The organism is Paenarthrobacter sp. Y-19 (assembly GCF_029223985.1).
GTDB classification, from domain to species: Bacteria; Actinomycetota; Actinomycetes; order Actinomycetales; family Micrococcaceae; genus Arthrobacter; species Arthrobacter nicotinovorans.
The window spans coordinates 3,135,642-3,155,063 of record NZ_CP119414.1 but is presented as its reverse complement, the minus strand read 5'-3'; the positions used below and the strand labels follow the sequence as shown (position 1 = coordinate 3,155,063).

Here is a 19,422-nt window from a genome sequence, read left to right as displayed (position 1 = left end):
AGGCCAGTCGGTGCTCGGTGATTGGTCAGCAAGGGCGTTGCCCTCCGACTACGGCTGTCTCTCGTCCCCCATTGGACAGCCTCACATCAATTGAGTGGGAAGAACTGCCGGAACGTGTCGTGATTCCGGGGTCCTATTCGTAACGGATTGGGCAGCTTCGAGAATGCCTGCAATCCAGTGCTCTATTCCGCCGTTGGCCGGGCGGCTGATATAGGTGCCGGTGCCGGGCAGATCCAGGATGGCCATAGGGCTGCGGCCGGTGTGATGGGGGCCTGCGTAAAGGGTCAGCTTTCCCCGGTGGATCCCCGCCACGGAGAGGCAAAGCTCGGTCCGGGCAGCCAACGCGGACTCCCACGCGGCAAGCGAGGCAGGTGTATGGGTGGTGATGGCCATCTTTTCCTCGTTCGAAGTTGATGCACAAAAGCGACGGCCGGGAGTCGGGGGACGTGATCCGGCCGTCGCTTCGTGTTCCCGGCGGGCACCCGGGAAGTGTTCGGCTTCAGCTCATTGAGCGAGCATCAGCTTTCTGTCATGCACGACGCCGGCGGGTCATCAAAGCCAGCCCGACGCCTGCGGCCAGAAGTACTGCGCCGATGCCGGCCACCAGGAACGGAACTCCTCCGGTGACGGCCAGCGGTGCCGGCTGGGCCTTGGGACCAACCGGGGTTTCAGCCGAGTCCGTGGGTGAGGAAACGTCGCCATCGGGGCTGGCTGCTTTGGCCCCGGCCACGTTCCGGATCGGCTGACCGGACTCCACATCCTTGGTCTGCACCTTGTAGGCAGCGGTGCAGGTTACCGTTTCTCCCGGGGCGAGGCTCGTCGTCGGGCATTCGATGGTGACGCCGGCGTTGCCAAGCATCGGATCATCAACCACGACGTCGTTCAGCGTCACGGTCCCGGTGTTGGTCACCGCGAACGTGTAGTTGACCGTTTCCCCGGCGTCGGCGAGGTTGTCGCCGTCGGCATCAACCAGTGCAGCAGACTTGTCGATCACCAGTGCAGCAGCGTGCGGCACGTTGGTGGTGGTCGAGTCTTGATTCGAGGTGGTGGGCTGGTTGTCGGGGTCGGTTCCGGTGGCCGTGGCCACGTTGTGGACCTTGCCCGCATCCACATCAGCCTGGGTGAGCACATAGGGCGCAGTTGCCTTGCAGTGAGTGGATGCACCCACAGCGAGATCGGCGGCTTCGCAGGTCACCGCACCGGCCAGGGGATCGTTGACCGTGATCCGGCGGACCGGCACATTGCCATCGTTGGTGACCACGAAGGTGTAGTCGATGGTGTCTCCGGCGTCGATGATGCCCGAGGCGTTGGCGTCCTTGATGGCCCCTGCTGATTTCTCAAGGGTCAGGGCCGGGGCCTGCTCGGTGACTGGAGTGTTGGTGGTATCCGGGTCGGAGACAACCTTTTCAGTGTCGGGGTCCATGCCCTCGGCGTGGGCGGTGTTACGCACTACGTGTGCTGCTTCATCGGCTGACGTCACAACGTACGGTGCATCGGCGGCACAGTTGGTTGTTGCGCCGGGAGCAAGCTCCGTGACTTTGCACGTGACGGCGCCCGCAAGCGGATCCACCACTTTAACGGCGGTTACCGGGACGTTGCCGGTGTTGGTGACCGTGAACGTGTACGCGATGGTGTCTCCGGCGTCAGTGATCCCGGAATTGTTCACATCCACCGGAGCGGCGGCGAACTTCTCCAAGGACAGGGACGGGGCGGGAACCGTGACCTTGGTGGTGGTGGTGTCCGGAGGGGATGTGACGGGGTCGCCGTCGGGATCCGTGCCGGTAGACGTGGCGGTGTTGTCCACCGAACCGTGAAGCTCATCCATGTCGGTTACAACGTACGGGGCATCGCCCGTGCAGCTGATGCTCTCGCCAGGTGAAAGAGCGTTCTTTTCGCAGGTGACGGAACCGATTTTTGGATCGTTGACCTTGACGTCATGCAACGGGATATTGCCGGTGTTGGTGACCACGAAGGTGTAGGCAATGGTGTCTCCGGCGTCCGTGATACCCGAGTTGTTCTTGTCCACCGGCGTGCCGGCAGTCTTCTCGATGGACAGCGACGGCGCGGGAGCGCTGACCGGGGTTTCGGTGCTGTCTTCGTTGGAAACTACAGGCTGGTTGCGGGGATCGGTGCCCTGGGCCGTGGCAGTATTGAGCACCTTGCCGGCCGTCTCGTCTGCTTCGGTGATGGTGTAGGGCTGATCAGCTTTGCAGTTCGTGGAGGCGCCAGGGGCAAGTGATGTGGCCTCGCAGCTTACTGCGATTGCCGGGTTCTGGCCGCTCAGCAGCTTGTCATTGATGACGACGCCGGAGACGGGCAAGTTGCCGCTGTTGGTCACCAGGAACGTGTACGCGATGGTGTCCCCGGCGTCGGTCAGACCCGAATTGTTGACATCAACCGGCGTTCCGGCGCTCTTCTTCAGGGTTAGCGCCGGTGAGGACGCAATCGGCGTCGTGGTGGAATCGTCGTCCGTAGCGTCAGGCAATCCGGCTACTGTCCCGGTGGCTGTGGCCTTGTTGATCACTTGGCCCGCAGTGACATCGTCCTGAGTGAGTTTGTAGGGCGGAGCCGTGCAGGTGACGGTCGCTCCGACGGCCAGGGGGCCGGGAGGGCATGTGACTGCTCCCACCAGGGGATCGTTTACGCTGACTGTTTCCAGCGGGACGGTTCCGGTGTTGGTGACGTCAAAGGTGTAAGGGACAGTTGAGCCGGCTGTGTTCCCGCTGGGGGCACCGGCCTTCTTGTCGAGGACCAGATCCGTGATTCTTGCGGCGTTCGTGAACGTGCAGAGCACAGCAATTCCATCGGATCCAGCTGCCGGCATGGTGAAGCTGCCGCTGGTTCCTGTGCCGCTGGAGATAGGAGCACCGTTGTTTTCATTGATGCACGACCAGCTCGAGGCGTATCCCACGCCCGTGCTGCCGGACTCGGAAAGGGCATACGTGGTGCCTGTGCGGCCGAAGACCGGGCCTACTACCTCGCCGGGCTGGTCCTGAAGTCCGTTCTCAGTGCCAGCGGTGGTGGCTTGAACGCCGGTTACCGGTAGACCGTCACCCCTCAGGGTGAGCGTGGCCTGGTCGGCAGGGGTGACGCGGCCGTGCGGGAAGTCCTTCTTGACCGTGATGGTGTTGGGGGTTGCACAGGAGCCCAGGTCCACGGAACCGGCCTGGGAGAAGGGCTTGGAACTCAGGACTTCGCCGGAGATGGGGTCCACTTGGCGGAGCGTGTCCGAGCTGCCCAGGTAGACCAGGCCGTCACCACCAAACGCGATGCCGTTGATGGGCTGCGGGGTGGCGATGGAGACCAGCTGGTTGGCCGTCACGGCAACGGGTGCGCCGGCGGCCGTGGGTATCTCCTGCTGGATGACAGAGAGGATGCTGTGGGTTGACCCACCGCCCATTACGTACAAGCGGCCCTGTTTGTCGAAAGCCCAGTCGCCGTTGGCTCCGGCGTTGGGGATGTCACCGCTGGCCACCAGGCCGATTGAGACATTGTTGACGGTGTCGAACCCGTAAACGCGGATCGTATTTCCGGTGAATCCGCCGTAGTAGTAGAAGCCGTTTTCAGGATTGATGGCGCCGTGGGTGACGGGAGTTCCTGCTTCGCCCGCGCCCAGTACCGAGGTGGTGTTGGACGCCCGGTCGTGGCGGTAGATGGTCCGGCCTGTGTCGTTGCTGTTGGGCAGGACGCCGATGGCAGCACTGCCATCGGCTGCGATGCCCAGACCATTGAGGTTTTGGTTGGACCCGGCAATGGTGAAGTTCCCGACGCTGGTCTGCGTCCCTGTCGCGGTGTTGACGAGCCACAAGTTGCGGTTGCCGCTGCCCTGGACCGAGTACACGGCCCCACAGCTCAAAGCATCTGCCGCTGTGGCCGGGCCTGCCGACAATGTCAGCGCACCTCCGGTAAACAAACCGGCGACGACGGCGCTGCTCGCCAGGAGTGCCAAAGCCTGCCTGCCGCCGCGCCTGCCTTTACCGGTCCGTGGCCGGCGACGGGCGGGAAGCCCGGCTGGCCTGTGTATATGTCGTTGATCTGCACCGACGGCGGGACCTGTCGTCCCGCCGCTGAGTCGGTTAGTGCCGTCAGCCAATTACTGCACCCCTTTTAAGGTGTCCGGTGGGAGCAGAGCCTTCCGCTCCCAGAGATTCGGGCGCTCCGTAGCCGTTAGATCCTGCACGCAAGAGCCACCCCCCATGACCCGGCGATGGGCATCACCGGGCCGTAAACTTCTACTTCCGTAGCCCGCGTCTGGGCGCGCGCCATCAACAATTCGGTCTGGTTTGCCTCCCAAAGCCTCTTTGATGCCGTTTCGGCACAACTGTGATGCGTCCGGCTAACCGGCAGGCACACAGGAGTCAGCGCCGTTACGATGAACGGTTCGCCGATGAAACGGAGTCAGGGCACAAGCCCTTCAAGATGTATACGGCTGTCACTTAAAAACGTGACGCGGGAATTCGAAAGTTTTTTTATTCAGTCCTTGTCCGGGGACCACGGGCAGTTTCGGAGTGGAAGCTACGGAGTGCAGAACCACCACCACCAGGGGCAGGGTTCCCCTGGTGTGACGGTAGGAGTGGGCGTGGGTGTTGGCACACTTGTGCTGGTCGGCGTGGGGGTTGGTGCCACAGTGGGTGTTTGCGTTGGCGTTGCCGTGGGGCTTGGCTGGTGCGTTTCGCTGGGGCTCGGCGCAGGAGTGGCGTTTGTAGGCAGGGGTGTGCTCGTCGGCAGGGATGTCGGGGAGAAGCCCGGCGTGGGACCGGCGATGGTCGGCGCTGCCGTGGTGCCTTGTTGTGGGTACCTGGGTTCCTCCCTGCGGGTGGTCTCCGGCGTCGAACCGGCGGGGGAGTCCGTTGGAATCGGGCGGATGGATACAGGCAGCGGGACTTGGAGTGCTTCGGCACGTGGCTGGTCCAGTGAGATCACCGCGTAATCCGGACTGACACCTGCCGGCGGCACCCCGGCGCTGCCCGGCCCAGGGCCGCCGTCCGCTGGGGTGCCTCCTGCCGGAGGCGCGCCAAGGGGTCCCGCTTCGGCTGGAGAATTCGCCGCATCCGTAGCTGACGGGGTTGAACCCACGCCTGTCGCGACGGCGATAGCGCCGGTTGCCACGCAGGCAACCACGGCGATGGCGGCGGCCCACGCCCCGATTCCCATTCCAGCGGAGTGCGCTGCGGAACCGGTGGTGGCTTGGGCTCCGGGAAGTTGTGTGCCTGTCGTGGCGGGCAAGGCTACGGCTCCGGAACCAATCATCACGGGCACGGCGGCCGGTCCCACCAGCCAGGGCGCGACGGCCCGCCGCATCGTGGACCGAACATCCATCAGGGCCGTGGCAGCTGAGGTGCAGGCGAGGCATTTTGCGAGGTGCTTCTGCAGCCGCACGTCTTCAAACGGAGACAATCCGTCGACTACCGACTTGGCCAGCAGCGGCACATACGGCTTGCACGTCTCATCGAGGGAGGAATCCACGTAGGCCTCCAGATAAGCCAACCGGAGTCCCTTTCGGGCCCGGGCTGCAATGGCTGAAACGGCGTTGGGTTCGAGGCCCAGCAGCGGCCCTACCTGGCGGGGCCGTTCGCCTTCGACGTCCACATGCCACAACACGGTCTGCCAACGGGCCGGCAAGGACGCGAAAGCAGCGCCGGCCAGTTCCCGGTCCTTCTCGTGCAGGATGTCCTCGTAGCCGTCCTCGTCGTGGGGCAACTCCATCGGCTCCTCCACGAGTTCGTGGCGTGAGCGTGCTGTCCAATGATCCGCAGCTGAGGTCTTGATGGCCCGCAGGAGATAGGGACGGAAGGGGCCATCCGGTCCGTTTCCCCGCTGGATGGCATGAATGACCTTGAGGAAGGCCTCGGAGCTGACGTCATCGGCGTCGAAGCCGTTGCCCAATAGCTTCTTGGCGTAGGAAAGCCCGGCAGCGGCATGGCGCCGGTAAAGCTCTTCGATGGCCGCGGCGTCCTGGCCCTGGACGGAAGAGATCAGTTCTTCGTCCGATGGGTTCTCCGGAGTTTTCCCGGTATGCCCGGTCACGGCTTTTTACCGGTGAAAGCCTGGCTGGGCCTGCCCGAAGGCAATAAAAGGTGCTTGCGTGTGTACTTCATCGTTCTGTATCGCCCCCATAGCGTTTTCAAAACCGGCTTTAGCGGAAACGGCAATTGCGCCTGTTTCCGGACACGACAGCGCGTTTCCCATCAATGGGATTCCTGGCATGGATATTGGCGAGCCGTTTGGACCCCTCCAGGCTCTTCTGCCCGCTGACGCGTAGCCGTTCTTCCTGCATCCTATACGAGAAGCATGAATGCGAAATTGGGCCGAATTACGCAACGGACCGGACTCCGGAGTCATGGTGGTGTCCGGGCGGTCGGCTTGGTGACCCGCACCACATCCGGGGCTTACCCGGTCTACACTGGGAAGGCGGCGCACGCTCCTGGAACGTGGTCCGGGCAATTCGATGGTGAATTGGAGGAAACTGCATGCCAAGTGTCACTGCCGCTGCAGCGCGCATGGATGGTCTGAGGCTTTCCGCGCCGTCGGAGTACGCCCGCATCCTTCGCAAAGCCCACGAAGCCACGATTTCCGGGCGTCCTGATCCCCGCATCCCGCAGTCCCTCCTGGAGTCCTGGCAGCGCTCCTTGGCGTTGGGGATCAATCCTGAGCGGCACAGTCCTCTGCGTCGCCACGAGGTGGAGGATGCCCGCAAGCTCGGCGCCGGCCATCCCTTGGCCCCTGTCATGCCGGCGCTCACGCAACTTCTTGCGGACGAATCCGCTGACGGCCGGCACCTCCTGATCGTCACGGACCAGCTGGGTGAGGTGCTGTGGCGGGTGGGCAGCAGCCATGCGCTTCGACAGGCCGATTCATTGGAGTTCGTTGAAGGGGCGGACTGGTCAGAGTCCGGGATCGGCACCAATGCCATCAGTGAGGCCCTGATTACGGGGGCACCGGCCCAGCTCCTTTCAGCCGAGCACCTCGTGCGTTCCCATCACGAGTGGGCCTGCACCGCGTCTCCCATCCGTGACCCGCACAGCAACCGGATCCTCGGAATCCTGGATGTATCCGGGCCCATCGACTCGGTAACTCCGGACAGCCTGCGCATGGTGCGTTGCGCCGTCCGGCTGGCCGAGGAGCTTTTGCGTACCGCCGGTCCGCGCACACCTCATGCGGCTCCCACCCGTGCAGACAAAAGAACACCCGCAACGCTGAAACTGAACTTGTTGGGGGACGCCCCGACAGCAGAGGTCGACGGCGGTGTGCGGCTGCCGCTGACGCTCCGGCGTGCTGAAATCCTGGCTTTGCTTGCCTCACGTTCGGGTGGTTGGAGCGCTGACGAGTTGGCCTACCAGGTGCATGGCGAGGATGGTGCCGCAGCTTCCGTCCGCACCGAGATGCACCGGATCCGCGCCGTCCTGGGGAATGTCCTGGAGGCTAACCCCTATCGCTTTGCGGCCGGACTGACGGTGATAACCGACGTCTCCACCGTGACCGAACACCTGCGGAAGGCCCGCATCGCCGAAGCTCTCCAGGCTTACAGGGCTCCGCTCCTTGCCCGCTCAGGAAACCTTGCCATCGAGCTCCTCCGCGACGAACTCAACGCAGCGATCAGCGCATCGGTGCGCGCCACCGGCGACCAGGACCTCATCCTGCAATGGGGCTCCAGCGACATGGGGGCCGACGATTTCGAAGCGTTGGCTGCCGCGCAGGCAGCGGCCGGCAATGATCCCCGCCTCGGAATGCTGCAGGCGAGGATGGCCAGGCGCGACCGCGAATTCCGGGCGTAGCGGGACCCGGAAAATGCACGACGACGCCGCCCGCCGCGTGAGGCGGGCAGCGCCGTCGTCGACGTGTTCCTGTCAGCGGCGCCTGCGCGCCCGGGGTGTGAGTTCGTGCGCGCCGTAGCTGTTGTCGTCCGGGTTGACCGTGACGCCGGGTTCCACGATCTCATCGATGCGGTCCAGGACGTCTGCGGTGAGGGCGACTGAGGCCGCCGGAAGATAGGACTCCAGCTGTGCCATGGTCCGCGGGCCAACAATCGCGGAGGTGATGCCGGGATGGTTGATGACAAAGGCAATGGCGAGCTCTATGAGGCTAAGCCCGGACTCTTCGGCCAGTTGCGCCAGGTCTTCAACGAGATCGAGTTTGCGCTGGTTCGCGAACCTCGTCATGTCGAACCTGGCGCTCGGACGCGCACTTGATGTGGGCGAAGATGCTGAATCTTTCCGCCATCGACCCGAAAGCCAACCTCCGGCAAGGGGACTGTAGCTGAGAGTGCCCATCCCATGGCGCTGGACGGTGGGAAGGACGTCTTCTTCTATCCCGCGCGCAAGAATCGAGTAAGGCGGTTGCTCGGTGACGAAGCGCTCCAGGTTCCGTTCCCGCGCCGCCCATTGTGCCTCCACGATTTGGGATCCTGAGTAGGACGAGGAGCCGATGTAACGGACCTTGCCCTGCCGGACCAGGTCCGTGAGGGCACCCAGCGTTTCCTCCACATCGGTGTCGGGACTGGGGCGATGGACCTGGTACAGGTCGATGTAATCGGTGTTGAGGCGGCGCAGGGAGTTCTCCACCTCGCGGATGATCCACCGGCGGGAACCGCCACTCTGGTTGGGATCGTCAGGGTTCATGGGCATGAAGAACTTGGTGGCGAGAAAGACGTCGTCCCGCCTGCCCTCGATTGCCTTCCCTACGATTTCTTCAGAGGTGCCACCGGAATAGACGTCAGCGGTGTCGATGAAGTTGATGCCGGCGTCCAAGGCCCGGTGAATGATGCGGATGGCGTCGGCGTGGTCGTTGTTGCCCCAGGAGCCGAACATCATGGCACCCAGGCACAGGGGGCTGACCTTCACGCCGGTTCGTCCCAGAAGACGGTATTCCATAGCGGTTCCTTTGCTCGGTTCTAGGCTTCGGGGATGACCATGGCGAAGCGCTCTTCGCGGGCTACGTCAGGGTCCGGTCCATTGCGGACGCCCGTGTCCAGGGCATCGATGGCGGCAAGTTCTTCCGCGCTGAGTTCGAAGTCGAAGACGTCGAAGTTCTCGGCGATGCGTGCAGGGTTGGTCGATTTCGGAATGGCTGACCGGCCCTGCTGCAGGTGCCAGCGAAGCATGACCTGGGCAGGACTCTTGCCATGCTTGCGGGCAACATCGGCAATGGTGGGGTCTTCCATGACGTTCCGGCGGGCTTCGCCCCAACCGGGGTAGAACGTGATGCCACCGATCGGTGACCAGGCCTGGGTGAGTATGCCGTGCTCCGCGTCCGCTTCCTGGACGTCCCTTTGGATGAAGTACGGGTGCAGCTCCACCTGGTTGAGTGCGGGGACGATGTCCGTTGCGGCCAGGAGCTGCTTCAGGTGGTGGGGCATGAAGTTGCTGACGCCGATGGCACGCACCTTTCCTTCGGCGAGCAGGCTCTCCAGTGCTTTGTAGGCGGCGATGACCTTGTCGAAGCGGTCCGGAGCGGGCTGATGCAGGATCAGCAGGTCGAGGTAATCAACGCCCAGTTTGGCCGCGGCCTTCTCCCAGGCGTGCCGTGTCTGCTCGTAGCCGTAGTCGCTGACCCAGACCTTGGTTTCGATGAACACCTCGGACCGGTCCAGGCCGCTGTTGCGGATGCCTTCGCCGACTTCCCGCTCGTTGCCGTAGGCAGCGGCCGTGTCGATGTGCCGGTAGCCGGTGGCAAGTGCAGCTTCCACCGCCGCTGTTGTCTGCTCAGGGGGACTTTGGAAGACACCCAGGCCCAGGGCGGGCATCGTGACGCCGTTGTTGAGAGTAAGTTCGGTATTCATGTTTCCCATGGAACAGCACTTCCAAGCACTCCGGGAGTAACTCTTGTTCAGGGTAATGTCAGTGCCTCCCACCCCGGGCTGGCCCCGCGTAGCGTAGAGCCATGACACTCAGCGACGACGTTCGCAAATTCCTGACCTCCCGCCGTGCACGGATCACGCCGGAAGAGGCCGGCCTGCCCGCATACGGAGGCAAGCGCCGGGTGACCGGACTGCGCCGCGAAGAGGTGGCGATGCTCGCCGGCATGAGCGTTGACTACTACATCAGGCTTGAGCGCGGTAATCTCTCGGGCGCCTCGGACAACGTCCTGGAGGCGCTCGCCCGGGCCTTGAAGCTTGACGACGCCGAGACGGCCCACCTTTTTGACCTGGCCCGCTCCACCGCGGCGTCGCCGCGGGTTCGCCGCAAGAGCAGTCCCCGGACGGTGCGTCCCAGCGTGCAGCGCGTCATTGATGCCATCAGTTCGGCACCGGCTTGGGTCCGCAATGATCGCGGTGATGTCCTTGCGTCCAACGAACTGGGCCGCGCTCTCTACATGGACATGATGGCTGAGCGTCCCGGTCCGCCGAACAGTGCCCGGTTTACGTTCCTCAATCCGAAGGCCCGTGAGTTCTTCATCGATTGGGAGCGCAGTGCTGACGACATCGTCGCGGCACTGCGCTCGGCCGCGGGCAGGAACCCCTACGACAGAGACCTCAGCGATCTCGTCGGAGAGCTTTCGACCCGCAGTGAGGAGTTCGGCACGCGGTGGGCCCGGCACGATGTGAAGTACCACCGGACCGGACGCAAGCGTCTCCACCATCCCATCGTGGGCGATCTGGACCTCAGCTACGAGGCCCTGGAACTGGCGGCAGATCCAGGGCTGCGGATCAATGTCTACACCGCCGAGGAAGACACGCCCTCCGCCGATGCCCTGAAAGTACTTGCCAGCTGGGTCGCCACCCAGCGTGAAACGACCAAGGCGGCTGTCAACGAGGAGCAGTAATCCGCCGGCGCTCCTGGCGCCGGCGGATATGCCCAGGGGTGGACCTACCTAGGGATGGACGAGGATCTTCACCGCGGTGTCATTGTGGTGGATGAGCGTATTGAAGCCTTGCTCCACCAGGTCTTCCAACGCAATCCTCGCCGTGATGAAGGGCTCCAGATTTACCTTTCCCTCCTGGACCAGCTTGATGGCCTCGGCATGGTCCCGGACGTAGGCTATGGTGCCGCGCAGATCGATCTCCTTCAGCACGATCTTCTGCATGTCCACTGTCGCCGGCCGGCCCCAAATGGAAACGTTCACCACCACACCTGCGGGTTTCACCGCCGTCAGGAGCGTATCCAGCACCGCGTTGACTCCGGCGCACTCGAAAGCCACGTCCGCGCCCACGCCGTCTGTCAGCTCCAACAGCCGTGCCTGCAGATCCTCCTGGCCGGGGTCGATGACATAGTCGGCCACCCCGCTGGAGATGGCTTTGTCTTTCCGGGCCGCACTGAGTTCGCTGATCACCGTGGTGACCCCCTGGCTTTTCAATACAGCGGCCGTCAGCAGCCCGATGGGTCCTGAGCCACCCACCAAGGCAACGTCTCCGGGCTTGGCACCGCTGCGGGCGACCGCATGGTGGGCCACGGACAGGGGCTCGATCAAGGCGGCTTGATCCAGCGGGATGTTGCCGACTTTGTGGACCCATCTGGTGTCCACAACCACCATGCCGCCCAGGCCTCCACCTCCGCCGGAGAGCCCGATGAAGCCCATTTTGGTGCAGAGGTGATAGTTCCCCGCCTTGCAGGGCGGACACTCGTCGCACACGAAATAGGGTTCGACGACTACGTTGTCGCCCACCGAGAGCGCCTGGACACCCTCGCCAACGTCCACGATTGTTCCGGAGAATTCGTGGCCCATGGTCACCGGGGCTTCTTCCCCCGAGAGGGGATGAGGGTGTCCGGGAGCAGGGACAAAGATGGGCCCTTCCAAGTACTCGTGGAGATCGGTTCCGCAGATGCCGCACCAGGCCACTTGGATCTTGACGGTGCCGGGCCGCACCTCCGGCTCCGGGACGTCGTCGATCCTGATGTCGTTGCGGCCGTGGAATCTTGCTGCTTTCATAATCGGCTCCTTCAGCGGGTGTGGTGGGATGGTTGCAGGCTGTACACGGGGGTGGGGAGCCCTTCCATCCGGGCTTTCAGCTGCAGGGCGAGGTACTTGGAGTAGTGCCGGCTTTGGTGCAGGTTTCCGCCGTGGATCCAGAGGTTCTCCACGTTGGTGGGTTTCCACATATTGCGCAGTTCTCCTTCCCAGGGCCCGGGGTCTTTGGGGGTGTCGGAGCCGTACCCCCAGCACTTGCCCACTTGGTCTGCCACTTCGGGTGAGACGAGGTCGGCGAGCCAGCCGTTCATGGAGCCGTAACCGGTTGCGTAGATGATCACGTCGGCTTCGAGTTCGTCGCCGTTGTCCATGATCACGGCGTTGCCGGTAATTTTGCTGACCTGGCCGTTGGCGAGCTTCACGCGGCCGTCGATGATCAGCTGCGATGCGCCGACGTCGATGTAGTAGCCGGAGCCGCGCCTCAGGTACTTGAGGAACAGGCCGGAACCGTCCACTCCGAAGTCCAGCTCAAATCCGGCGGCTTCGAGCTGGGAGTAGAACCCGGCGTCGCGCTTTGCCATTTCCTGGTACACCGGCACCTGGGCCTCCGGAAGGATGCGGTAGGGCAGGGAAGCGAAGAGGAGGTCGGCCTTCTCGGTGGTCACTCCGCTGGCCAGTGCTTTTTCGGAATAGAGATCGCCGAGGGCCAGGTCCATCAGGGATTCGCTCCGGGCGATGTGGGTGGATGAACGTTGGACCATGGTCACGTCCGCTCCGTGCTCCCAGAGGTCCGCGCAGATATCGTGGGCGGAATTGTTGGAGCCGATCACTACAGCTTTCTTGCCGGTCCAGTCTCCACCGCCGGGGTGCTTGGAGGAGTGGTATTGCTCCCCAAGGAAGGAGTCGGCGCCGTCGAAGACCGGGATGTTGGGGTAGCCGGAAACGCCCAGTGCGAAGACAAGCTGCCGGGGACGCAAGGTGACCCGTTCGCCGTCGCGGATGACGGTGACCTCCCACGTACCGCTTTCCTCATCCCACCGGGCTTTGGTGCATTCGGTATTGGACCAGTAGTTGAGCTCCATGATGCTGGTGTAGTGCTCAAGCCAGTCGCCGATCTTGTCCTTGGCTGCGAAGACCGGCCAGTCGTCGGGGAAGTTCAGATACGGCAGGTGGTCGTACCAGACGGGGTCGTGCAGGTGGAGGGACTTGTACCGGTTTCGCCAGGCGTCGCCGGGACGGGCGTTCTTGTCCACAATAATGGTGGGCACGCCCAGTCTCCGGAGCCGTGCACCGAGGCCGATGCCGCCCTGCCCGCCGCCAATGACCAGGGCGTAGGGCTGGTCCTCATAGCCGAGCCTGGCAGCTTCTTCCTCTTTGCGTTCCAGCCAGGACTTCCTGCCTTTTTCGATACTGTGGGCCACCCCTTGTTCGCGGTAGGGGCCCTTCTTTTCTTCGTATCCTTTGAGCTCCTGCATGGTTGTCAGCAGTGTCCAGCACTTTCCGTTGCGGAGCCGCAGGTGTGCGTAGCCCTTTCCTTGCAGGGTCTCGAAATTGACCCAGGCTTCGGGGTTCATGGCGTCGCCCGCGGCGTCCTCGGCCAAGGCCCAGTTGGATGGCTGGACATCGCCGAGCACGGCCTCCAGCATGTCCTTGATCCCGGCCTTGCCCTCAAGGGTCTTGAGGTTCCAGGTGAAGGAGACGAAGTCGCGCCAGTACGATTCGTCATCAAACAGCGCCAGTGCTGCTTCGATGTCCCGGCTGCGCAGGGCTGCGTCGAACTGCGCCAGCCAGGTTTCCATAGCACCGTTGGGTGTGTCAGGCATGATTCCTCTTTCCGTTGCTTGCGAGTGGACACCATCCGGCACATCATTCGCTGGAAAGTGGCCCACGTCACAAGTAAAGGGCGGAGGGGGTTACAAGAGGGTTACACGGGACGTTGGGGGTGAAAGCGACCCTCCAACAATGGAGTACTCGCTCTTCAGCTTCGTGGTCAGGCGCTCGACGTTCCAGGGGACTCGCGGGGGAGCGATCGATGGCGGCAATGTACGACGGCGGATGCGTCACCGTCCGCTGGTGCCCGCCCAGGGTTAGGCTGGGGTTTCATAAGTTTTGGGGGAATGAATGAGACGTGGCTGGACGCTTTGCTGCGCAATGGTCATCCTGGTGGCCTTGTCCTCATGTGCCCGGCCCGGCATCGAGGAACTGGGACGAAGCGCCATCCGGGACCGCGCTGCAGAGGGTATGGACTGGTTCATCGGGTTTACCGCGGCCACGGATACGTCCGATAGGGACGCCGTGCGCTCAAAGTTACAGGGAAACAGCGTCACTTACTCGTTCGGTTGGGAGGCCGACGGCAACTTCCATGCCGACCGGTACTTCCGCGAACACCTAACCACCAGTGGGGGTTGGTGGGCTGAACAGCGAACTGTCAGCGCGTGTGTGCGATACACAGCAAAACCCGGAGGGCCGGTGATGGCATCCGTGGCCTGTCCGGACAGGCTCCCGTTCACGGAGCGGGTCGACGAGCAAGTCACCATTCCTTGAGCCGGAGCTGTCGGGTGTTAATCGCTGTTGGCCCGCTCTTTCAGCCGTAGAGGACGGAAGGGAGGGGAATGCGCCCCGCCTAAATGTTGAACGGCTTGAGCACTACCATGACCACGATCGCCAGGACGATATCAAGGACAGCCAGCACGATCCCAGCAGTGGCCTTGACGCCTTGGGTCTCGGCTTTGCGGGCAAAGATAAAGGCCGCGATGCCCAAGGGAATTCCCAGGATGAACATGCCGATGACGCCCAGGATGATTGAGGTCTTCTTATAAGACTGGCCGAGCCTTCGTTGAATCTCGGTCTCGGTGGTGTCGGTTGTAGTAGTCACGGTTTGAAGGATAACCCGCGTGCACCCTGAGTCTTGCAGTCCGCGTCGCTCAGCATCCTTACCACCCCCACCCGAAACCGCCCTATCCTTAATTGATGAGCCACTCCGCCGAATCGACCATTGCCTTCGAGGGCCACTTCGCCCGCGACTTCCCCGAGCTGGCTGTTCCGTGGCGGGCGGAGGAGGCCCCGGATCCGCAGCTTCTGCTGGTCAATGAACCACTCGCCGTCGAACTTGGCTTTGCCCCTGGTTTCCTGCGGAGCCCGGAGGGCGTGCGGCTGCTGATCGGCAACGCCCTCCCCGAGGATGCAACCCCGGTGGCACAGGGGTATTCCGGGCACCAGTTCGGTTTTTATTCGCCCAGGTTGGGGGACGGGCGCGCACTGCTTTTGGGTGAGGTCGCCGACGCTGACGGGAAGCTACGCGACGTCCATTTGAAGGGTTCCGGCCGGACGCCATTCGCGCGGAACGGCGATGGCCGGGCCGTCGTCGGACCCATGCTGCGCGAGTACATCGTCAGTGAAGCGATGCACGCCCTGAATATTCCGACCACCAGGTCCTTGGCGGTCGTCGCCACGGGCCTATCGGTCCAGCGCGACACGGTCCTCCCGGGCGCGGTCCTCACCCGCGTGGCGAGCAGCCACATCCGGGTGGGCAGCTTTCAGTACGCGAGGGCCGGCAACGACATCGAACTGTTGCGCCGCCTGGCCGACCATGCAATCGAACGCCACCACCCGTCGTCGAGCACTGAAGACAATCCGTACCTCGCCCTGCTCAAGGGCGTCATAGCGGTCCAGGCGCGGCTTGTAGCCCAGTGGATGCTGGTGGGTTTCGTCCACGGCGTCATGAACACGGACAACATGACGGTGTCCGGCGAAACCATCGATTACGGTCCATGCGCCTTCATGGACGGGTTCGATCCCGGTGCGGTGTACAGCTCCATCGATGAGCAGGGCCGGTACGCCTACCGCAACCAGCCGGTGGTGGCCGAGTGGAACCTGGCCCGGTTCGCGGAATCGCTGGTGCCTTTGATCCATGATGACGAGGAGCAGGCGGTGGCGCTCGCCGTCGAAGCGCTCGGCGGTTTCCGGCAGCAGTACAGCGCTGCCTGGTTCAGTGGCATGCAAGCCAAGCTGGGGCTTCCGGAGGGAATCGACGACGCCGTTGCCTCGCCTTTGGTGGATGACCTGCTGAAGCTGGTCCAGGAGGCGCGCGCCGATTACACCTCGTTCTTCCGCAACCTCGGCAAGGCGGCCCGCGGGGATGCCGAGCCCGTCCGCGGCGTGCTTCTCGATCTCCCGGCGTTTGACGACTGGCTGGAGCGGTGGCGGGCCCAGAAGCCCGACGCTGATGCCATGGACCGGGTCAACCCGGTCTATATTCCGCGGAACCACCTTGTGGAGGAAGCTCTCGCGGCTGCGACGAACGGGGACACGGGCCCGACGGCGGAACTGCTGGAGGCGCTCAGCTCGCCTTATTCGGAACGCCCTGGACTGGAGAAGTTCGCGGCTCCGGCGCCTGAGAGTTTCGGCCCGTACCGGACTTTCTGCGGCACGTAGGTTAAATGCCAAGGGGAAGCGACCCGGCTGGGTCGCTTCCCCTTGGCATTGTCCTTTGCCTTTAGCTCCAGACGGCCCTGACTACCATGTCTGCACCGGCAGCCAGGTGGTTGCCGGTGTGCCCTGCATCCAGAACACAGACATCCTCTGATTCAGGCGCGCCTGTTGATACAAGGCATTCTGCTGCCCTGAAGCTAAGAAGGTCTACGGGGAGGCTGTCGCCTATTCGAAGTTCACTCATGATGCCCTTTTGCTTGGTCCGGGCATCGCAGTACGTCACGCTGGCCCGGGGTGTGGAGATACAACTTTTCTAGCGCCGGACTTCATCAGCGTTAACTCCATACTGCCTTGCCGCGGAGGGTTCCGTCTACGCAGGCCCCTGAGAGCTAGTGGAAGGGGGTGTCCCGCACGATTGCCATGAGTTCGTCGCGGAGTCCCTCGGAGTCCAGATTGATGGTGGAGAGCACCGAGTTTTCCTGGCCGTGGGACTGTTCCAACAGGTCAAGGCCCAATGGGGTGATCGACACCAGTTGGCTGCGTCGGTCAAAGCGGTTGGGTTCTTTGAGGATGTATCCGCGGGCTTCGAGCCTGTTGAGGAGCGGGCCCATGGTCTGCGCCTGCACGCGGACGTTCTGGGCCAGTTTTCCAGGGGTGATGGGCCCACCGGTTGCCACGGCATCGAGGGTGAGCACTGCCGGATAGGTGAGGCCAAGTGGGCGCAGTTTTTCGTTCCATGCCAGCTCCACCAGTCTCGCTGCCGTAGACAGCAACCGGCTGGTTGGCCAACGGTCCATATCAGGCATTCAGGCACCCCCGGCCTATCGCAAATAGTCAGCTTGCTTACTATGCTACATCAGCCGTTGGACGTAAGGGCGGTGGTCAACCGGCGACCCTGAATTGTTCAAGTACAACAAGCGATGAGTCGGTGATGGTGAAATCCTCGCCAAGCTCCGCCTTCATTGGCTCTGATGACCAGAATTCGGTGTGGCCGACCAGCCAATCTGTGACCGTAACGTACCCCTCTCCTTCGGCCAGCACGTGATCCAACGGAACATCGCGGAGTGGGACGATCCGGACCGCGGTAGTGTGAATCACCGCCACCCTCTGTCCATCCGAATCGATGACCGCACCCCTGTTCCCGACAACGGGCAGCGGTTCGTTGCCGACCTCGTATTCGTGGAGAAGGGAAGTCGTAGCAGTCTTGCGGCCAGCCAGGATCGCACTGACCAAGCGATCGCGAAGTGGCCCGGGGAAGGCGAATTCAACGATGGGGAGCTGTTCATGCATACGAACAGCTAATCACTAAGTCAGGAGAGCTCGAACGCCGGCCGTCCGCCGCTGCGCTCGTCGCTGTGCACTTGCAAGGCCCGGCGCATGGCCTGGCGGTTCTCTTCCACCGCTTCGAGGTTGCCGGCCACCCGGTAGAGGTCCGCGGCCCACTGGAACTCGTCTGCAGCGGCACGGAAACGGGCTTCGTCGAACAGGCGGCGGCCAATGTGGTGGCGGACGTAGGCTTCCTCGTCGGGTGTCCGCACGGTCCGGAGCGCCTTTTCGTGAAGAACTGCGGCATCGTGCCAGCGGTATTGCCGTTGGTAGACCCGGGCGAGAATCAGCAGCAACTCGCGGCGGTCGGGGGAGTCGGGTAGAAGCTTGAAGCCTTCGTCCAGGGCTTCGGTGTCCCGGCGGAGCAAGCCCAGGTACCTTACGCGCTCCATGGGCGGACAATCGCCGGCCAGTGCAGCTTCCAGTGCGGCGCGGTCGATCACCACGTCGCGGAATGTCGAAGGGTCAGTACGCCAAAGACTTGCAGTATCTTCCACCGTGATGTGCCCCCCATAGGACTGTTACGGAGCCGACTGTGTTGCAGCCGCCGTCGATGGCAAGCTGCGGAAGTCTCCATAATCTCATGAAGTGACCACCCCGCAAGCCAATCGTCAGTGGAGCTGGCTGTCAGGGGGAGTAACCCGCCAGGAGTGGAACGGAACGGTGAGTCCGGCGCGGGTGGGGGCGCAGGTGAATGGGCCGGCGAAGGCGGCCAGCTCCGGGGCGAAAGGGACCACGCGCACCAGTTGCAGCGGGCCGGTCCCCGCCGCGGCCCGGATGGTCAGTGCGTCGCCCGAGCGGCTGATGCGCACACGTACCCGGCCGCCGTTCCATTCCGGGACCGGCGCCAAAGACCAGTCCGAGAAAGGGTCGGTGACCACTGCGCCCAGTTGAGCGGCGCCGTCGGCGAATTCGACGCCCGCCTTGACCCAATGCCCGGCGCTGACGCGGACGAAAATCCCCGCCTGGTCGAACTGCTGCGAGAACGCGGCGGTGAACTCAACCTCCATGGCGCTGTCCAGCGGAAACGGGGCAAGCAGCGCGTGTTCGGTGTCGTGCACGAAACCGTAGGAGGTGACGCGCCAGGCGTCGCTGCCTTCGGCTGCGGTGACCAGCAGGTCAGTTCCATGCTCGACGACGGCGGCCGGCTGGTTGGTCCACTCGCCGCGGCTCCACGCTAGTTCCGTACTCACAGTGCTCCTTGTTTCCCGCGATCAGTGACTCCACTCTGACACATGGCACGACAGTGCCAATTGCGCGGGTACGGGTAGGTAGCTCCTAGTGTCGACGGAGGCAAAAGGCAAGTACCGATTACTCGGGCGCAGGGCAGATAATTGTTCTTTACTAAGTCCAGCGGATCACCGCAGGGGCGGAGACCGTTACGTAGGAGGTGCAGGATGGAACAGATTGAGTTGGACGACAGCGTCCTCCGTCTGGAAAAGGGTGTCCTGCATCTGGTGTGGAACCACGGCGTGCGCATCGAAGCGGGGAACGCCCGTGCGGCCGTGGATGCCGTCAATAGACTTGCGAACGGTCGGAAACTCCCGCTGCTGGTGGACATGGCTGCCACTGGGTTCCTGAGCCGTCGGGCGCGGGAGGTCTTCGAGGAGCCGTGCGCCGCGTCCAGGATCGCGTTACTGGGAGAGAGCCCGGTGGACCGCACCGTGGTCCAGTACCAGCTTCACACCAGCAAGGTTCCGTGCCCCACCATGTTTTTCACGTCGCGACTGGAGGCGTTGGGGTGGCTGGCTGAAGCTTCCACTGCTGAGGGTACGTCTGTTTCTGCCGCTGTCTGAGCCTCGGCCAGGTGCCGCATAGGTC

Annotated in this window: 17 protein-coding genes; 5 read left to right on the top strand and 12 right to left on the bottom strand. The window is 63.3% G+C overall.

Annotation, left to right across the window (positions count from 1 at the left end; translation table 11 throughout):
- Positions 1–81: 81 nt before the first annotated feature.
- From PYR64_RS14725 to PYR64_RS14715, 3 genes are all read right to left on the bottom strand, one after another.
- Positions 82–393 carry a hypothetical protein gene (locus PYR64_RS14725; RefSeq protein ID WP_275775975.1) on the bottom strand — a complete coding sequence of 104 codons (312 nt, stop codon included), beginning with the start codon at positions 391–393 and terminating at the stop codon, positions 82–84.
- A 136-nt stretch (positions 394–529) separates the two neighbouring features.
- Positions 530–3,949 carry a hypothetical protein gene (locus PYR64_RS14720; RefSeq protein ID WP_275775973.1) on the bottom strand — a complete coding sequence of 1,140 codons (3,420 nt, stop codon included), beginning with the start codon at positions 3,947–3,949 and terminating at the stop codon, positions 530–532.
- Between the two features lie 566 nt (positions 3,950–4,515).
- The gene (locus tag PYR64_RS14715; protein ID WP_275775971.1) at positions 4,516–6,027 is read right to left on the bottom strand and encodes a sigma-70 family RNA polymerase sigma factor; all 1,512 of its coding nucleotides are present in this window, start codon (positions 6,025–6,027) and stop codon (positions 4,516–4,518) included.
- A gap of 443 nt (positions 6,028–6,470) precedes the next feature.
- Here PYR64_RS14715 and PYR64_RS14710 point away from each other — a divergent pair, with 443 nt between their 5' ends.
- Positions 6,471–7,775 (top strand): helix-turn-helix domain-containing protein, encoded by a 1,305-nt coding sequence (locus tag PYR64_RS14710; protein ID WP_275775969.1) that lies wholly within the window; start codon positions 6,471–6,473, stop codon positions 7,773–7,775.
- A 72-nt stretch (positions 7,776–7,847) separates the two neighbouring features.
- Here PYR64_RS14710 and PYR64_RS14705 read toward each other — a convergent pair whose 3' ends face one another.
- Both PYR64_RS14705 and PYR64_RS14700 read right to left on the bottom strand, forming a co-directional pair.
- Positions 7,848–8,870 (bottom strand): aldo/keto reductase, encoded by a 1,023-nt coding sequence (locus PYR64_RS14705; RefSeq protein WP_275775967.1) that lies wholly within the window; start codon positions 8,868–8,870, stop codon positions 7,848–7,850.
- A gap of 20 nt (positions 8,871–8,890) precedes the next feature.
- Entirely contained in the window at positions 8,891–9,778 is an 888-nt protein-coding gene (locus PYR64_RS14700; protein ID WP_227453557.1) for an aldo/keto reductase, read from the bottom strand.
- A 101-nt stretch (positions 9,779–9,879) separates the two neighbouring features.
- Here PYR64_RS14700 and PYR64_RS14695 point away from each other — a divergent pair, with 101 nt between their 5' ends.
- Positions 9,880–10,761 carry a helix-turn-helix transcriptional regulator gene (locus tag PYR64_RS14695; protein WP_275775964.1) on the top strand — a complete coding sequence of 294 codons (882 nt, stop codon included), beginning with the start codon at positions 9,880–9,882 and terminating at the stop codon, positions 10,759–10,761.
- Between the two features lie 48 nt (positions 10,762–10,809).
- Here the strand turns inward: PYR64_RS14695 and PYR64_RS14690 are convergent, their stop codons facing one another.
- Together PYR64_RS14690 and PYR64_RS14685 are read right to left on the bottom strand one after the other, a co-directional pair.
- Positions 10,810–11,865, bottom strand: coding sequence for a 2,3-butanediol dehydrogenase (locus tag PYR64_RS14690; protein ID WP_018776911.1), 1,056 nt, complete (start codon positions 11,863–11,865; stop codon positions 10,810–10,812).
- Positions 11,866–11,876: 11 nt separating this feature from the next.
- Complete coding sequence (locus PYR64_RS14685; protein WP_275775962.1) at positions 11,877–13,667, bottom strand: NAD(P)/FAD-dependent oxidoreductase; 1,791 nt, start codon at positions 13,665–13,667, stop codon at positions 11,877–11,879.
- 298 nt (positions 13,668–13,965) lie between these two features.
- On the opposite strand from PYR64_RS14685, the gene PYR64_RS14680 reads away from it, so the two are divergent.
- Positions 13,966–14,388, top strand: coding sequence for a hypothetical protein (locus tag PYR64_RS14680; RefSeq protein WP_275775960.1), 423 nt, complete (start codon positions 13,966–13,968; stop codon positions 14,386–14,388).
- A 79-nt stretch (positions 14,389–14,467) separates the two neighbouring features.
- On the opposite strand, the gene PYR64_RS14675 is transcribed toward PYR64_RS14680, so the two are convergent.
- The gene (locus tag PYR64_RS14675; RefSeq protein ID WP_055971322.1) at positions 14,468–14,719 is read right to left on the bottom strand and encodes a hypothetical protein; all 252 of its coding nucleotides are present in this window, start codon (positions 14,717–14,719) and stop codon (positions 14,468–14,470) included.
- A gap of 95 nt (positions 14,720–14,814) precedes the next feature.
- On the opposite strand from PYR64_RS14675, the gene PYR64_RS14670 reads away from it, so the two are divergent.
- Positions 14,815–16,278, top strand: a complete 1,464-nt coding sequence (locus PYR64_RS14670; protein WP_275775957.1) for a protein adenylyltransferase SelO — start codon at positions 14,815–14,817, stop codon at positions 16,276–16,278.
- 386 nt (positions 16,279–16,664) lie between these two features.
- Here the strand turns inward: PYR64_RS14670 and PYR64_RS14665 are convergent, their stop codons facing one another.
- From PYR64_RS14665 to PYR64_RS14650, 4 genes are all read right to left on the bottom strand, one after another.
- Complete coding sequence (locus PYR64_RS14665) at positions 16,665–17,072, bottom strand: MarR family transcriptional regulator (protein ID WP_018776907.1); 408 nt, start codon at positions 17,070–17,072, stop codon at positions 16,665–16,667.
- 85 nt (positions 17,073–17,157) lie between these two features.
- Complete coding sequence (locus PYR64_RS14660; RefSeq protein WP_079580906.1) at positions 17,158–17,565, bottom strand: ASCH domain-containing protein; 408 nt, start codon at positions 17,563–17,565, stop codon at positions 17,158–17,160.
- Positions 17,566–17,585: 20 nt separating this feature from the next.
- Positions 17,586–18,047 carry a hypothetical protein gene (locus tag PYR64_RS14655; RefSeq protein ID WP_275775954.1) on the bottom strand — a complete coding sequence of 154 codons (462 nt, stop codon included), beginning with the start codon at positions 18,045–18,047 and terminating at the stop codon, positions 17,586–17,588.
- Between the two features lie 165 nt (positions 18,048–18,212).
- Positions 18,213–18,794, bottom strand: coding sequence for a DUF1349 domain-containing protein (locus PYR64_RS14650; protein ID WP_275775952.1), 582 nt, complete (start codon positions 18,792–18,794; stop codon positions 18,213–18,215).
- Between the two features lie 204 nt (positions 18,795–18,998).
- On the opposite strand from PYR64_RS14650, the gene PYR64_RS14645 reads away from it, so the two are divergent.
- Entirely contained in the window at positions 18,999–19,397 is a 399-nt protein-coding gene (locus tag PYR64_RS14645) for an STAS/SEC14 domain-containing protein (RefSeq protein ID WP_275775949.1), read from the top strand.
- Positions 19,398–19,422 lie beyond the last annotated feature (25 nt).